This is a genomic window from Melioribacter sulfuriphilus, from assembly GCF_052656625.1.
Map to the genome: position 1 here is coordinate 223739 of NZ_JBQXXK010000007.1, position 17312 is coordinate 241050.

The 17312-nt window shown below is 36.6% G+C and carries 12 protein-coding genes and 1 tRNA gene; 2 read left to right on the forward strand and 11 right to left on the reverse strand.

The genetic code is table 11. The features are described from left to right. Positions 1-3: 3 nt before the first annotated feature. Positions 4-1437: a Fe-S cluster assembly protein SufB gene (gene sufB / locus ACUN8G_RS11110; protein WP_437347580.1), complete on the reverse strand. Its 1434-nt coding sequence runs from the start codon at positions 1435-1437 to the stop codon at positions 4-6. Positions 1438-1633: 196 nt separating this feature from the next. Here sufB and ACUN8G_RS11115 point away from each other — a divergent pair, with 196 nt between their 5' ends. Further along, on the forward strand, positions 1634-2155 hold the full coding sequence (locus tag ACUN8G_RS11115) for an O-acetyl-ADP-ribose deacetylase (protein ID WP_437347368.1): 522 nt from the start codon (positions 1634-1636) through the stop codon (positions 2153-2155). Here ACUN8G_RS11115 and ACUN8G_RS11120 read toward each other — a convergent pair. From ACUN8G_RS11120 to eno, 4 genes are read right to left on the reverse strand one after another with little or no spacing between them, the layout of a single operon-like run. Continuing rightward, positions 2141-3016, reverse strand: a complete 876-nt coding sequence (locus ACUN8G_RS11120) for a DMT family transporter (protein ID WP_437347367.1) — start codon at positions 3014-3016, stop codon at positions 2141-2143. The genes ACUN8G_RS11115 and ACUN8G_RS11120 overlap by 15 nt on opposite strands. Continuing rightward, positions 3006-4037: a glycosyltransferase family 9 protein gene (locus ACUN8G_RS11125; protein ID WP_437347366.1), complete on the reverse strand. Its 1032-nt coding sequence runs from the start codon at positions 4035-4037 to the stop codon at positions 3006-3008. The genes ACUN8G_RS11120 and ACUN8G_RS11125 overlap by 11 nt, the downstream gene beginning before the upstream one ends. Continuing rightward, positions 4034-5077: a glycosyltransferase family 9 protein gene (locus ACUN8G_RS11130; RefSeq protein WP_437347365.1), complete on the reverse strand. Its 1044-nt coding sequence runs from the start codon at positions 5075-5077 to the stop codon at positions 4034-4036. Before ACUN8G_RS11130 ends, ACUN8G_RS11125 begins: the two co-directional genes overlap by 4 nt. 24 nt (positions 5078-5101) lie before the next feature. Further along, entirely contained in the window at positions 5102-6397 is a 1296-nt protein-coding gene (gene eno / locus ACUN8G_RS11135; RefSeq protein WP_437347364.1) for a phosphopyruvate hydratase, read from the reverse strand. 136 nt (positions 6398-6533) lie between these two features. Here eno and ACUN8G_RS11140 point away from each other — a divergent pair. Next, positions 6534-6606 (forward strand) — tRNA-Arg (locus ACUN8G_RS11140). A 599-nt stretch (positions 6607-7205) separates the two neighbouring features. Here the strand turns inward: ACUN8G_RS11140 and ACUN8G_RS11145 are convergent. The 6 genes from ACUN8G_RS11145 to ACUN8G_RS11170 all read right to left on the reverse strand — a co-directional run. Next, positions 7206-10469 carry a T9SS type A sorting domain-containing protein gene (locus ACUN8G_RS11145; protein ID WP_437347363.1) on the reverse strand — a complete coding sequence of 1088 codons (3264 nt, stop codon included), beginning with the start codon at positions 10467-10469 and terminating at the stop codon, positions 7206-7208. 22 nt (positions 10470-10491) lie between these two features. Then, complete coding sequence (locus ACUN8G_RS11150; protein ID WP_437347362.1) at positions 10492-11685, reverse strand: T9SS type A sorting domain-containing protein; 1194 nt, start codon at positions 11683-11685, stop codon at positions 10492-10494. A 359-nt stretch (positions 11686-12044) separates the two neighbouring features. Continuing rightward, complete coding sequence (locus ACUN8G_RS11155; protein ID WP_437347361.1) at positions 12045-13463, reverse strand: Kelch repeat-containing protein; 1419 nt, start codon at positions 13461-13463, stop codon at positions 12045-12047. A 17-nt stretch (positions 13464-13480) separates the two neighbouring features. Further along, a complete protein-coding gene (locus ACUN8G_RS11160) occupies positions 13481-15565 on the reverse strand; it encodes a S8 family serine peptidase (protein WP_437347360.1) in 2085 nt (694 codons plus the stop codon). Positions 15566-16171: 606 nt separating this feature from the next. Continuing rightward, entirely contained in the window at positions 16172-16828 is a 657-nt protein-coding gene (locus ACUN8G_RS11165; RefSeq protein ID WP_437347359.1) for an outer membrane beta-barrel protein, read from the reverse strand. 6 nt (positions 16829-16834) lie between these two features. Continuing rightward, a partial coding sequence (locus tag ACUN8G_RS11170; protein WP_445480940.1) for a hypothetical protein occupies positions 16835-17312 on the reverse strand: 478 nt, incomplete at its 5' end.

Genomic DNA, 17312 nt, shown 5'->3' on the forward strand with positions numbered 1-17312 from the left:
ATTTTATCCTACGCTACCTTCCAACGAGATGGCAAGCAATTTTTGAGCTTCGACGGCAAATTCCATCGGCAGCTCGTTAAAAACCTCTTTACAGAATCCGTTAACGATCATATTAATTGCGTCTTCGGTAGCAATTCCTCTTTGATTCAAATAAAAAATCTGATCTTCGCCCACTTTTGAAGTGGTGGCTTCATGTTCAACACGTGCCGTATCGTTTTCAACTTCAATGTAAGGGAATGTATGAGCGCCGCATTTATCGCCCATCAACATCGAATCGCACTGCGTAAAATTGCGGGCATTCAAAGCTTTTTTACCGACTTTCACCAGACCCCTGTAAGAATTGTTGCTTCGACCGGCAGATATACCCTTTGAAATAATTGTACTGCGAGTATTCTTTCCCAAGTGAATCATTTTGGTGCCGGTGTCAGCCTGCTGAAAATTATTAGTTACAGCGACTGAATAAAATTCGCCGACCGAATTGTCGCCCTGTAAAATACAGCTGGGGTATTTCCAGGTTATTGCAGAACCGGTTTCTACCTGCGTCCAGGAAATTTTCGAATTCACTCCACGACAGGCCCCACGCTTTGTAACAAAATTGTAGATGCCGCCTTTACCTTCTTTATCACCAGGATACCAGTTCTGAACAGTCGAATATTTAATTTCTGCATTGTCGAGTGCAATCAATTCGACAACGGCTGCATGCAATTGATTGTTATCCCTTATTGGTGCAGTACAACCTTCAAGATAGCTAACGTACGAACCTTCGTCGGCAATTATTAAAGTGCGCTCGAACTGGCCGGTTTCCTGAGCATTTATTCTAAAATAAGTTGATAACTCCATCGGGCAACGGACTCCTTTAGGAATGTAGACAAAAGAGCCGTCGCTGAAAACAGCCGAGTTTAAAGCCGCATAAAAATTGTCCGTGTATGGCACTACAGAGCCGAGATATTTTTTCACTAAATCGGGATGCTCTTTTATTGCCTCTGAAATCGAACAAAAAATAATTCCTTTTTCTTTCAAAGTTTCCTTAAATGTAGTTGCCACAGATACCGAATCAAAAACAGCATCGACTGCCACGCCAGCAAGGGCTTTCTGCTCTTCCAGAGGAATACCGAGCTTTTCGAATGTCTTGAGCAATTCAGGATCGACTTCGTCGAGACTATTATATTGCGGTTTTTTCTTTGGAGCGGCATAGTAACTTATATCCTGAAAATCGACGGGGTCGTACTTAACGTTTGGCCATTTGGGCTCTTCCATTTTAAGCCAATAACGATATGCTTTCAAGCGCCATTCGGTCATCCATTCGGGTTCGCCTTTTTTTTCAGAAATCAGCCTGATAATATCTTCGTTCAGGCCTTTGGGCACCACCTCCGATTCGATTTCGGAAACGAATCCCCATTTATATTCTTCATTTGTAAGGTTTTCAATTACTTTCATATCCTCAGATAATTCTTCAGCAGCACCTAAGTTCTTTTTTTCTTCATTACTCATAATTTTACCTTTATTATTAAATTGTTATGCAAAACATATTCAATCTTGATAAAATTGTCAAGATTCAGAAACAAAAACAGATTTTATTATTATAGAGTTCACTATTATTTTAACCGATGGGAAAAAATAAGATGAGGAAAATATGAAAACGAGAATCGAGATAGTTGAAGGTGACATCACAAAACTTAAAGTGGATGCTATCGTAAACGCAGCAAACAAAACATTGCTTGGCGGAGGCGGAGTCGACGGAGCAATTCATCGCGCAGCAGGTCCAGAACTACTGGAAGAATGCAGAAAACTCGGTGGATGTGAGACCGGCCAGGCCAAAATTACAAAAGGCTATAATTTACCGTCAAAGTTTGTTATTCATACAGTTGGACCTGTCTGGTCAGGGGGCAATCATAATGAAGATAAACTTTTGAGCGAATGCTATCTGAATTCACTGCAACTGGCTGCAGAAAATAAAATCAAATCAATTGCATTTCCATCGATCAGTACGGGAGCTTATCGATTCCCATTTGAACGGGCTACCAGAATTGCTCTTAAAACTACTCTCGATTTTTTGAATCGGAACCTATTGCCAGAAAAAGTGATATTCTGCTGTTTCGGCAAGGAGGCGTACGATAAATATCTAAAAATATTTAACGAATTATGCGAGAAATAAAAGAGCAACGCCCGCAACTGCTATAATTGCACCAATTACAGAGTAGAGAGGAATTTTCTCTTTATAAAAGTATCTAACCATCGGTAGCATTATAATAGGAGGCATTGCCATTAAAGTGGAAGCTATACCCACCTTTGTATTTGAGATAGCAATTAAACTAAATGTAATTCCAAAATATGGGCCGACAACCGAACCCGCCAGCATATAGAGGAAAGCCTTTTTGTTGTCAACAAATTTATAAAAAGGATTAGGATTACGATTAACTATAACAAAAACGGGATAGATAAAAATAATTGATGCGGCAATGCGTACCGATGTTGCCACAAAGCCATTTAAATCGGCTTCATTAAATGCAAGCTTGGCAAAAATCAACCCACCAGCCTGTCCCACAGCCCCCATAAAAGCATAAAAGATTCCTCTGTAGTCGGGTTTAAATTTATTATCTTTCCGCTGCAGTACAACAATTGCAATTCCTGTTATAGTAACAATCATACCTAAAACTTGCACAGGAAGAATTATTTCTCCCAGAAAAATATAAGCCATAATAGCAGAGAGTGCCGGTACAAGCGCCATTATAAGCATGCTGACCCGCGCTCCGATATACTGAAAAGCCTTGAATAAAAACGTATCCCCTATTACCAGACCAATAAATCCGCTCATGCCAAGATTAAAAATTTGATTTGTGCTCATTTTTATATCAAAACCAAGGACGACAATCGTAATGACGAGCAATAAAAAGGCGATGACGAGTCGTGAAATATTCACATGAAATGACCCAACTCGCACAGAAGCTTCAGTAAATGCAATTGAAGTTCCCGACCATAACAATGCAGTAATAATTGCTGCTAATTCACCCAGCATTCTGCCTCTCCTCAGTTATTTTTTCAAATCGTTTGCTCAAAAGCTCCCAAACATAATCCGTCTCTAAGGCTTCCATTGCACGCCTTTCGTCTTCGTCGGAATAACTATCGAGCACCAACGGCGATTTAATATTAAGATGGAGCTCGCCATAAGCTCCCCAATCAAGTGGGTCGGACGATGCCAGCAATGCAACTACCGGCGTACCTGCAGCCACAGCTACATTCATTGGTCCAGTGCAGTTCGAAAAAAAGAGTGTCGATTTTTTAATTACAGCTGCAAGTTTACCAATCGTATCCGTTGCTTTAGAAATGACAGCTCCGTTTCCAATTTTTTCCGCCACAAATTGAACAAGCTCTTCTTCCCCTTTTCCCCAGGTTAAAAGCACTTTGCCATTGTAATTTTTTATAAACCGCTTCCCGATTTCTGCAAATCGTTCTGGCAACCAGGCTCTTACGGGACGGCTCGCTCCGGGATGAATACAAAGTACTGGTTTTCCCTTTTCAAAAAAATCTTCGAAAATTCTGCTGGCAAATTCCTCTTCTTCTTTCGTTATTGCCACAACTGGTTTGTCGATAATTGTTTTGCATCCCGCAGCTTTGACAATATCCAGATTGCGATGAATTTCGTGATAGCGCCCTTTGGGATGAGGAATAAAATTGGTGTAGACATTTTTCATCCTTTCGGGACCGCTTCCCGCTCTTTTAATTGCACCGCTCAAATATGTAATCAATGCCGCTCGCTCGGATGTCCAGCGTAGATTCAATGCGAGATCATACTTCCTTCTTCTCAATTTCAATATGGTAGCAATTTGTCTTAGCAGCGAATCTTTTACTTTGTTTTTGTGAGTATTTACGATTATATGGTCGTCGATAATAAAACCCGCCGGTAAAATTTGTGTCATCAACTTATTTGTCAAAAGCGTAATCCTTGCGTCGGGGTAACTCTCTCTAACCGAACGAATTGCAGGAGTAGAAGCAATTAGATCGCCGAGTGCGCCCCATTTGATTATCAATATGTTCACAATTTTTCTCCGATCAATTCAACTATCCTATCGAAAACTGTTTTAAAATTAATGCCGCCAAGATAAGATTTTTCACCGTCATTAATTCTTTTACCGGCAATAAAATTGTGATTAACATCGTCATAAAAATTCCAGTAATCGAGATTATCTTCTGGAAGGAGTGCCAGCACTTTTGTACCGAGGGCAAATCCGAGATGCCGTGTTCCTGTATCGTTATCAAGTAATAGTGCAGATTTTTTAATAAGCGCTCCGCTTTTTGATATGCTCTCGGATCTGTAGACCACCAGCTTTTCATTATCAAACTTTTCCGAAATTTTATTACAATATTCCTCGTCCTGTGGACCGGCGAGAATTAGTATTTTCCGATTTAACTTTGTCAATAGCATTTCAATCAGTTTAATATAATTTTCAATGTGCCATACCTTACTTTTTTCGCTTGCACCGGGATGAATTGTGATAAACTCGCCATCCATAAGATTATTTTCATCGATGAATTTTTTAGCCCATATAACGTCTTCATCACGTATGAAAAATTCCGTTCTATTCGACTTGACTTTTTTATTGCCGTGCTCAACAATTCGATTATAGTATTCGATATATTTTACCGAATCCTCGTCGACGTCGATTTTTTTGTTAATTAGAAACGCAAAGTTTTGTTTCTTTGGTCCAATTCTTAAGGGGGCACCAGAAAAATAAGCCCACAATGCAATTCGATCGCCAGGATGGAGCATTATGAAAACATCAGGCTTTTCTTTTCTAAGTTTCTTGATGAAGTCAATTCCTTTTTTCAAATCGCGCAAACTTTTTTTATGCTTCAAACTGGCGTCGAATGGAATTATTTTATCGATATAAGGAAAATTTTCAAATGCCTCTTTGTATTCTTTTCTTGCAACGAGAATTAACTCCGAGTCTGGATATTCTTCTTTTAGGAATCTGATGGCTGGAGTGGATACGATTAAATCGCCGAGAAATTTTGTATTGACGACAATTATTTTCAAACGGCGATTCATCGGTGTAAAAGGTGGGACTGCTCCCTGCAAAAGAGAGCAGTCCGTAAAAATAAATTACTCTGCAGTATAATTAATTGCTGCGATACCGGGGAAAATTGCTGTGGTATCGAGTTCTTCTTCAATTCTGAGAAGTTGATTATATTTTGCAATTCTATCGGTTCTGCTTGCCGAGCCGGTTTTAATTTGTCCAGCGTTTGTAGCCACTGCAATATCAGCAATCGTAGTATCTTCGGTTTCGCCCGAGCGATGGCTAATTACTGCTGTATATCCAGCTTTCTTTGCCATTTCGATAGCTTCGAGAGTTTCTGTTAATGTACCAATTTGATTTACTTTAATTAGGATTGAATTTGCAACTCCCTTTTCAATTCCTTTTGCGAGGAATTCAGTATTAGTAACGAAAACGTCGTCTCCAACGAGCTGGATTTTATCGCCCAATTTATCCGTCATCAATTTCCAGCCATCCCAGTCGAATTCGCCCATGCCGTCTTCGATTGAAATAATTGGATATTTGCTTACCCAGTCAGCCCAATAGTCAACCATTTTTTCTGGAGAGATGTAAGATTTATCTGACTTAAAGAAATAATAAGCTTTTTTGTCGTTGTCCCACATTTCACTTGCTGCAGGGTCAAGAGCAATAAAGATATCCTTGCCAGCTTTGTATCCTGCTTTTTCAATTGCTTCGAGAATTACTTCGATAGCTTCTTCGTTCGATTTTAAATTGGGAGCGAAACCACCTTCGTCACCAACGGCAGTGTTATAACCTTTTGCTTTAAGAACTGATTTGAGGCTATGGAATGTTTCGGCGCCCATTCGAAGAGCTTCGGCAAATGTGGGAGCTCCAACGGGCATTACCATAAATTCCTGAAAATCGACGTTATTGTCGGCATGTTTTCCGCCGTTAAGAATGTTCATCATTGGAACGGGAAGAGTGCGAGCGTTAGTTCCACCGATGTAACGATAGAGAGGCAGTCCAAGAGCTTCGGCGGCTGCTTTGGCGCAAGCCAGCGAAACGCCTAAAATTGCATTTGCACCGAGTTCAGATTTTGTTGGAGTGCCGTCGAGTTCACACAAAAAATTGTCAATTGCAACCTGTTCAACTGCATCCCAGTCAATCAATTCGTCGGCAATTCTGTTGTTAATATTTTCGACAGCTTTTTTAACGCCCTTTCCTGAATAACGCGACTTGTCGCCATCACGCAGTTCAACAGCTTCATTTTCGCCTGTCGATGCACCACTTGGAACTGCAGCGCGCCCTACCACACCACATTCGAGCGCTACTTCTACTTCTACTGTGGGATTTCCTCTTGAATCAAGAATTTCACGTCCCCAAACATCAACTATGTTTGTCATCTTTTTCTCCTGATAAATTGATGGATAATATGGTTACAAAAATAATTAAAACAGACATCTAAATTCAATTTCTTTGAAAAAGCCAGGCAATAATTTTATATTTATTAGCAAAATTTTAACATACTTCTTAAAAAATGCGCCCGTAGCTCAATGGATAGAGCACGTGACTTCGGATCACGCGGTTGAGGGTTCGAATCCTTCCGGGCGTACAAAATTTTTAATCTTCAGTATTCTTAAAATCCAGAATTCACTTTACCTAAAAAGAGAGTAGAACAAAGTAAAGCTTTACCTCCAGAGGTTCAGAAAATACATAATAGAAAACAAGTGAGTTTTCAATCATCGTCCGGGAAATAATATTAGATGATTAATCGAAAATCTTTAATCAAATATCTGGTAAAAGATTATTTTATAAACTATTGCTGCGGAATGTAAAAAAATATAACTGATAAGCTTTAAGCACCAATCAATCTGATAACTTCTTTGACAGGAACATCTTTATTTGCGAGCAAAATTTCTAAAATATCTTTTGTAACTCAAAGTATTCTTCATCAATAATATTAGTGACATAACGGTGTTTTTTAAGTCGCTGTCCAACAGAGCAAGGCAGCTTTGAAAACCAGAACCAATAATTTATTAATTACTTTGTTTACTTAATTACATTCAAAAAACAATTAATTTTTACAACGCTATTTTATAATCTTACAAATGCCGAATAGTTTAAAGCGGTCGGCTTGTAAAACTTGTTATACTTACGTTATTCAAAACAGAAGGCAGAACCTTAATTATTCTGCCTTCATAAAACTATAGATCATTTCATCAACAATATCTTCTTATAGAGCTTCTGATTATTGAAGTTAATGCTGTAGAAATAAATTCCGCTTGATACATCTCTTGCATTCCATATTACACTGTGTTTGCCAGATGTATTATAGCCATCATATAATGTTGTTACCTCTCTCCCCAATATATCAATTATCTTTATGCTTACTTTGCCGTCCACTGGCAACGTATAGCTAATTGTCGTTGTCGGATTAAATGGATTCGGGTAATTACTTGTTGTCAAAACGAATTCTTCATGTTTTGTCGATTCATTATCATTTACCATTTTTTCATTTAGAGAAGCATCATACTGATTACCTAGAAGTATTTCACTATCGGTTAGCAACTCATCTTTAGGATATTTTTGTTTTAGTTCTTCGTAATAATTTGAAGCTGATTTTGTGTCACCAAGACAGTTAACATACAATGAAATAAGTCCATATAACGCACTCTTTTCAATCTCTGAATTTATTCTGAATTCATTTTTAATTTTCTTCATATTATCTGCTACTTTTTCGTATTCTCTGTATGTAAGTAATTCGCGGTTTATTAAATCGAGTGCCATCACTGAAATTTCATCTTTCTTTAAGCTTTTGTAAGAATCAGATATACCAGCTAAGTATTTATCAATTCCATTTCTGTTCAGCTTAAAGAAACAATCACCTAATCTTACAAAAGCATATCTGCCTTTTGCAGTATTTAATTCTTTCTTGAATACTTTCTCATAAATATCAAATGCAGATTGATATTCATGTTTGCTTTCATATTGCAATGCCGTCTTTATGTCTTCATCATCAAATAACGAATTGGAAGACAAATCGCTTGAAGTACTAGAAGTAGCCCCGCTTGCTATCTTCAATGCTATCGGCATTGCTGTTGAAGTATAAGGATTCGGCTCTCTTATTGATAAACTTGGAGGACTTGTTAAATACGGTGTATAATCAATACTGCTATTTGAAACAGCATTAAATTTATTAGAAGGAGGACTTGCTGTTCCCCACCAGTTATTTTCTGCCATAATATTTGTATACCAAGCCGCTTCTACATTGTATGTTGAAGCACTATCGATGTAGTTGTAGCCCCAAGGGTAACCGTTTTGCCCTACAAGGGGAGATGAGTAATACCACCCATAAATTGCCGTACTTGTTCTTACTATTTTATTATGACCTTCGCTAAAAGCGTTCTCCGAAAAATTCGGTGAACTATAACGGTAATTATTTATACCGGTAGTAAAATATCTTATGGTATTTTTCGCAATATATGGTGAGGAATATTCTTCGCATCTAATGCCGTTGTAACCGTAACTGCCTGAACTTCCTTGGATTGTATTGCGCAGCAGACTTGGGGAAGTATTATAAAGATAGATACCAATATTTGTAATATTGTTCAAGTTATTGTATTGAATAGTGGGAGAACTGCTGTTGCATTGGATACCTATCGTAGCGTTATTAATATTACAATACTGAACGTTACCACTTGAACCGGAATTGAATTGTATACCATCCCAGGTTCCAGACGCTCCTATTCGGTCAAACGTTATTCTGTTTGCTGAATTACCCACGGCACTTAACGTCCCGTTTATAATAAGTTTTGTGCCTGAAGCAAAATATAACTTTGAACCCGCTTCTATTGTTAATGTTGCCCCAGAATTTACTGTAACATTCTGATCAAAATAGTAATTACCTTTCTTGAGTGTAGCATTTTCAGTAACAATATTTGCATTAGCCCCTATGCTGAAATCAGCTTTTACCACTCCACTTTCAATTCGTAGGTTTGTCATCTTAAGATCTGAACCAACGGTGCGACTATAATTTTCACTACTGTTGTTCAAGACACCGTTGCTGTTGGGGTTTGTATAAAAAGCTAAGATTTTAGGATTAGCTGGATTGTAAAAACATGAAGCGCTTCCAATGCGGTAGTCTGCATATACAGGTTCGGCTGTCCACCAATGAATCGATGGTGTCCATCTGAATTTTATATATGAATAACGCACTTCTAAACTATCTAACCCTTTAATTGGATCGGGTATACCAGTATTTACTGCTTCTGTTAAAGAAATGTTTACACTATCTAATGTCGCATTAGATAAATCCCATTCCCATTTACCGTGTGCTGAAACTATATCTATCGGCATATGATATTTATTACTGTAGCTGCCGTTTGGTGAATTATGCCAAATCATTACTCCTCTTTTATTATCCTGAGCGTCTCTTGGTATAGGCCATGCGCCTTCCCAATAGTTATCCACTGATGGAGTATGATATGTTAAATAGAATTTCTGATTCGATGCTGCAGCGCTATACACCGGCAAATCATATTTATAAATCAAACCGGTGTTTTGGAGATCAGTAAACGTTTTTGTACCCGAAGTTAATGTTGTCGTAGTCAGCCACTGATTTTGTATCCTGAACTGTGGATTATAAGGTGAAGGTCGTCCGTTAAATCCTATTGCTTGCGACATAGCGCAGAAATGCCCCAAACTGTAATGGGCATAATATGTTCCTCCCGAATGATCCATATCGGGCAGAGAAAAAAGAGCATGACCGAGTTCGTGGACACTTACGGCTATTACCCTATTTGCATCAGCATTTGTATTTCTCTGGATTATCGCTTTGCTGCTTGAATACAAATATCCTCTGCCGTCAATTCTGATATTTCCCCCGCCGGAATATGGGTCGTTGGTTGTGTAATATGAATTGATGCTTAATCCTACCGTTCCGTTTGCATATCCTGATGCAAACTTAATTACAAAAAATGCAAGGAAGTCAACAATGCCGTCGTTGTTAGAATCGAAGTTGGCAAAGTTATAATCGGCATCGGCTTTTGCCAGCACATTTCTAACCATCCACGGCGGGGTAACAAAGTTTGTATCGGTCGGCGGCTTGGGTACAAGCATACCAGGTAGTTCATACGCGAATGCTTTGTTGTTTCCCGTATCAACACTGTCAACCAATACATCAATTACATTCACGTCGTAATTGCCGTTTGTTGTTTTGTCAAAAAAATCTGGTATTCTGTCCTTAAGTTGATTAACAAAATTAGTTAGTGATATTTCTCTATTCTGCCCTTGCTCAACACAAAGAAGAATAGCAAGATTTGTTGTACCGGTTGTTAGAGTAAGAACTGAGTTCGTTTTTTGAAGCTGAATTCCCTCGCTGCTTACATAGCAGTGGAATTCCTCATAACCGGACTGCCCGTAAAGGGCGAAAAGCGGGAGCAGTGATAACAGCAAAATACATCTTGAGAATCTCATAAAGCACCTCATAGTTTAATTTTTACTTTAGATAAGTTAGTTTTTTAACGGAGAAACCGGAGGATGTATTTAATACTACAAGATATATTCCGCTTGAAAGTCCGGATGCATTGAAAGTTGTTTTGTGTTTGCCGGCTTGTTTTATGCCGTTAAATAATTCCTTTACCTTTCTTCCCAGAGTATCATATATAGTTATACTTATTTTACTTTCTCTATTTAATTCATATTCTATTGTCGTTGTTGGATTAAACGGATTTGGATACGGGGGATACAGTTGGAAATTTGACGGAAGCGTAGACGATTCATTGTTCACAGAAACCGGGATACCGTTTTCATCAATGAGCATGTGAGAAACGTAAACTGTCTGCTGACCATGATATGTTGCAACAAAAAAAAGTGTTTTGCCATCAGCAGTTATTGTTGGGTATGCTTGTCCTCGTTTAGAATATTCTCTATTAAAATAAAGTGTGTCTGCCTGGTAACTGATATTGAGTACATATGGGCGAGTATAATCTGTTGAATTTGTCTTTTTATAGCAAACTACTAAATCCTCCTTCACATAGTATCTGCCGTCAAGTGTCGTATCGGGCTGTGTAGTTAAATAATATACTTTCGATAAATCCTGAGTGGTGGTAATACCATAAGCTGATACAAAATTTAATCCTTCCTCACCAGGAAACCCTTTTACATTATTATATTGTTTTGTCTCTTTATTGTAATAAGCAATATAAACAGGGTCAGGTCTGTTAAATATTATTGTTGTATCATCGGGTGCAGTAGCGCCTGATATTCCATAATAGGGAATATTTACTTCAGGCCCGCAGTTTATCGGTTCTCCCCAATCGTTTTTAACACTATCCCAATCGCTGTAATACATGTGCCATAACGAGCCCATCAACCACGTGTAAAACAATCTTTTACTGCTTGGTGTTATTGCGGGCGTTTGTACAAAGTAATCTATATTTATATGAGAGCCCAACTTATATGGTGTTGTCCATCCGGTATCACTCAGTTCTGTTACCGCTATTCCCGCAACTGAAATATATAATGTTTTTCCATCGGCGCTTACCGAAATACCGTCAACACTTCCCGCCCAATTGCTTATGGCTTTTATTTCTTCGGGCTTACTCCATATTTCCGCTGCATGGGGATACTTTTCTCGTGTCTGGGCTAAAAGCATTAAAGGAAGTACAAGTAATATTATTATTCGTTTCATAGCAATCTCTCTTTAAAAGTAATTGAAGAATAGTATAAAGAATTTTTTTCAAATTACATTTATTATGATAATAGAAAAATCCTAAGAAACAGTACAGAAATTTATAGCTGTGATTTGTATTAAGTAAGTATAACGGCGTGGCGGGTAACTTGCCGCCTCGCACTACAATGTTTATTTATTTGAAAATAATTATAATTACAAAACAACTACACTTATGGAACTACTATTAAAAGCAATGCATTCTAAATAGAACAAACTTTATAATAAAATAATGTTGTAATGAAAAAGCGGTCAATGTTGACCCGCTTGTTATACTTACGCCCTTAAAAACAAAAGACGGAAATAAAATAATTATGTCCTTATTTGATCATTAACATTTTACATGTTTGTCGAAATTTACCAGCAGTAAAAGTATAAAAATAAACTCCACTTGAAAGTTTAGAACCGTCAAAACTAACAGAATAATTCCCAGGTGATTTCATTCCATCAACAAGTGTAAATATTTCACAACCAAGCAAATCATATACTTTCAGAGAAATGTGCTCGGTAAGAGGAACGGAGTATTTTATTGTTGTTATTGGGTTGAATGGATTAGGGTAGTTTTGATAAAGTGTGTATTTATCGGGTAATGTTCCATAATCATTTATTCCGGTAGTAATATTGAAAATATAACATTTGTTTGTCGGCCAAGAATATGGCATTCCATCAGAAGAAATTTCAAATTCTTCCCCACCAATTAAGACAATACTTCCATCTCCACGTTGTAAAGAATTCTTAGTGTAGATTAGTTTTATTGGGAAAATACCTTTTGAGATCGGTTTCATACTAGTCAAGTCGTAGTATTCCCACGTATCTTCGTATGAGCTTTGCATTATGGCGCCGCCAAAGATTAAAAGTCTGTTGGAATCTGGTAGTAAATAAATCTGGTGTCCTCCACGGAAATCAAGCATATCGTCAACGTATGTCCATTTTTCAGTTGTAACATCATAAACTTCGCAACTTTTTTTCCAAGGAATGATATTAACTCCTATTGAATCACCGCCGCTAATAAAAACATTACCATTTGGTAATAAAATTGATGACAATGAAGATCTCGGTTCATTCATCGAAGCAGTAATTATCCAGGTATTCTCAATAGGATCATATATTTCACAGGAACGCATTTCTTCACTTACTCCACCCATAACTAAAACTCTGCCATCGTTTAATAATGCCGACGAATGCATCCATCGTGGAATATTTAAATTTGCAACGGAGCTCCATTTTTCAGTAACTGGATCATAAATGTCACATTCAGGAAGTATCTTCGTCACTAATATCGAATCTCCAATTGCTCCACTATTTCCACCGCTTACAAGTATTCTCCCGTCTTTCAATTCAGTTACAGTTTGCCCGAGTAACCGGTAATTTGGGACAGAATCAGTCATTACCCATGTTTCTGTATTTGGATCGAATAATTCACAACTTCTTTCCTTATAACCGCCAACAGCTAAAACTTTGCCGCTTTCTAACAAGATTAAATTGTGACTTACACGAGGCACATTCATAGAATGTGTGAATCTCCATTTACCTGTACTAACCTCATATACTTCGGCACTTGACTTTATGCTATTTTCATAGCCCCCTTCGCCGCCACTAACAAGTATATTTCCGTTAGACAAAACAACCATTGCATGACCTATTCTTGCTTCCTTTAACGAATTGATTTGTATAAAATTCTGGGCTAATGTTATACATGAAAAAAGATTAAATAATAGTAATAAATAATTAATTCTCATTTTTAATCTCCCGTTTTTTAGCTTAGCGTTAAAGAATGGGAAGACAGCGCGTTATGACTGTCTTCCCCGACAAAGCAATGTAACTTCATCAACAACATCTTACGGGAGACAATACCCATATTTGTACTTAACTGATAAATATACAAACCACTTGATAAATTATTTCCGTCAAAATTAAAGCTATAATTTCCTTCTGAAAGTAAGTCATTTACTAGTACTTTTACTTCTTTTCCCAAGATATCAAATACCTTTAAGGATGTAAAACTCTTTTGGGGAAGTGAAAAAGAAATGCTTGTGTTTGGATTAAACGGATTTGGATAATTCTGATCAAGGGCAAATACAAAATTTTCTATTGCCATTTTTTCTTTTTCATTTTTATCCGAAGCGACAATATTTGGGTCTGCCATAATCCCCGTGGTCTCAATCATATTACTATATACAGAATATTGTAAGGAACTATTCACTGCTTTTACTCTATACCTAACAGTTTTTGCCCAAATAGGTTTTGTATAATCAACCACATAATCGATAAACGTTGTTGTTGGATGACTTACGTAACCTGCAGAACTCCAAGTTCCGCTTTTATCATACTCGCGGTAAATTCTATAACCGCTTATATTTGATTCTGTGTTTGCGTCCCAACCGAGTGAAGGATGCTCAGAATTAGAATAAGTAAAATGAAGATTTTTAGGTTTCGCTGGGGCACCTGACGCAGCATTAACAGCATCTTCAGCATCAATCCTACCATAGCCGAGATAACGATTCCAACCATTTGTATCATATGAATACTGTCCAATTTTTTCTGAAGTTCTTTGTAATATATCATATATCTGATTAGGAGTTAATGAACTATTGACTGATAACATTAAACCTACTAAAGCACTGACAAAAGGAGCTGAGATAGATGTTCCAGCCCAAATATGGATATAGCCAGTTGAACTAACATCACTAAGTGCTCTATAATTTGAACCGGGTGCAGCAAAATCAATAAAAGCATTTGTTGGATCACTTATGGGGTTAGTGCCTGGGCTATAATTAAATCCAGTAATAAATTGCTCAACTCCACTTGTCAACTGTGTCCCACTAACGGCTATTACTTGTCCATCTGTTCCAAAATTATAAGCTGCAGGGTATCTTGTTCCAGGGATTGTCCATTCATCATTTCCAGCTGCCGCGACGCAAACGACTCCATTTTGTAAAGCATATTGAATGACGTTTGCAAGTTGAGAAGAATAACTCGATACCCAGCTAAAATTAATTACATCAGCTCCTCTATCATCTACTAACTCTTGTACCGACGCTACAGCGCTTGATGAACCCCAACGATAGTCGAGAAGTAAAGAGACATTCCAACCAAGACTTGCAATACCAAGATTATTATTTGTTGCAGCTCCGGCAACACCGGAAGTTACTATTCCATGACCTCCATAATTACTATTTAAATTGTTCCAAGCTACTTTACCAACCAAGTCTTCATGTACCGTACTTACACCTCCAAATTGATCATTCATACCAATTCTTATGTTTGAAGAACCGGTTGTCAAATTCCAAGCTTGTTCTGCTTTTATTGCATTGAATGACCATAAATAATCACCAGTATATTCTGGGTCATTTGGTGTTAATGTTAAATATGCAATTATAGGTCCCTCAGCATACTCAATATTGGAAAAAGATTTTATTAGTACGCAAACCGAATCTGTTGGTACAGGCTTATCAAATTGGATTTTATAAATTTGTGATAAATCAATTACTTTTATTCTTTGTTTTGTTCTTTTGTTAGTTTTTATACTATCACCCCATTCAGCATTAGGCACAACTTTAGTTATAGTAAATTCACCATATTTGCTTTCAAGATTATTTAACAATTCTTTGAAAGGAGTATTTGTTATATTTTCTTTTTTGAATGAAAATATACCCTTTGGTAGTTCTATAAGCTTATTCTTGTATTTAAATACAATCACACTAGCATACTGCTCACCTCGTGCGTTTTTGTAGATTGGCACCTCCGAATACATATTGGGGGAAGTAACCTGAGTTAATTGAGCAAAACTTAGACAACTGGCAAATAGTATGATTAATGACGTCTTAATAATAGATTTCATTTTTTACTCCATTTGTTTTCAATAAATAAAATGTCTTCATTTCGTTGGAAAAAGTTCGCTCACTTTATTTTCAAGTGGAAATACCCTCTAAGTTTTGAAAATTGGCTTATCAGCCGTTTAGACAGTCATAGGGGATTCTCCTTTTTTATAGTTTATTAATCAGTTTATTTTACACGGCATACTATGTTGAACGAGGCTTTTTCAACAAAGCATTCATCTCATTATTCAATTTGTTTAGGAATAATTTGTATGCACAATGCAATTAATATTCATAAGTATAGTTTATGAATAAATTTGAAATTGTTTCAAATCCCATTTACATGATAACTTAAATAAAAAAAGAACAAGGCATAAATTCAGCAACACCAATGAAATTTTTAAGTAAGTATAACGGCGTGGTTTTTAAGCCGCCGCCTATAACAGCAATGCAACTTTGAAAACCAATGCCAATAATTTATTAATTACTTCGTTTACTTAACTACATTCAAAAAGCAACTTACTTTTACAACGCAACTTTATAATTATACTAATGCCGCTAACTTTAAAGCGGTCGGCTTGGAAAACTGGTTATATGGCATTATAAGATCATTTCTACTTTAATAATAATTAAAAGATTATCCCTATGATTAAATTATGCGTGTTAATTATCTTAGTATCATATTTATAGAAATATCTAATATCCAATCCTAATTTTGAAGAAATATTTAATTCAGTACCTAATCCAACAAGTATTCCAAACGAATTAGAGGGATTATCTTCAATATTTTTTATTTTATATTCATTTGGTATATCCTCCAATGATGGATAGGATATTGACACTGTAGGAGATTTAAAATATTTAGTATCAATGATAAAATTGTAACCAAGATTAAACAAAAAATATGGTGACAATGTGTTTTGCTTAAAAATATATTGTACTCCCAAATAAAGAGGAATTATATCATAGCTCTTTTCATTAACATTATATTGATGTGCATAATAGAATTGAATACCGTTAATCGTATTTATTGAATAAGATTTTACAGAATAGGAGTCACCGGCAAATGATTTTGAATATCCTAGCGCTAAATTCATATTAAAATTGTGTGTTAATTCTGGCTTAAGATCTAAAATAAAGGTGCCTCCAGTTTTAGAATCATTGCTAATATTAATTCCACCATAAATACCTACGGCCACATTTGAGAATAAAGAGGAGGAATTATTTCCTTGTGCTAAATAAATATTCATAGAAAAAACTACTAAAAAAAAGATTAATGTTTTCATGGACTATCACCTTTTGTTATTTAGAAACAACAAAAATGGATCCTGCATTTTATAACCATTATTTTTAATAATTGATTTGGAATTTTCCATTTCGACATACTTTCCAACTTCTTTTCCATTGATACGCATGTAATTAACGAGTAAAAAGGAACTACTATCACCTATCACAGAATAACCAATATGACCATAATATTTTGCATAATAAATTTCTGAAACCTCGGTGCCAGATGTACCTCTTGAAGATACAAGAGAAAATACGTCCTTAAATTTGCTAGCTGGTGTGTTCAAATCGACTAAATATTTTGCAGTCAAATAATCCATTGACGAATCTGGATTTAGAAATCCAACCGTTTGCATCCAAACATCTCCATCGTTCGGGGAAATTTTAGCTAATCGTTGTTCAGAATATGGATTCCCTTGGTAGGTTGATGTTTTCTCAAGCTCAGTATAAATTAAAAATCCATCTCGAATGAAATAATATGAA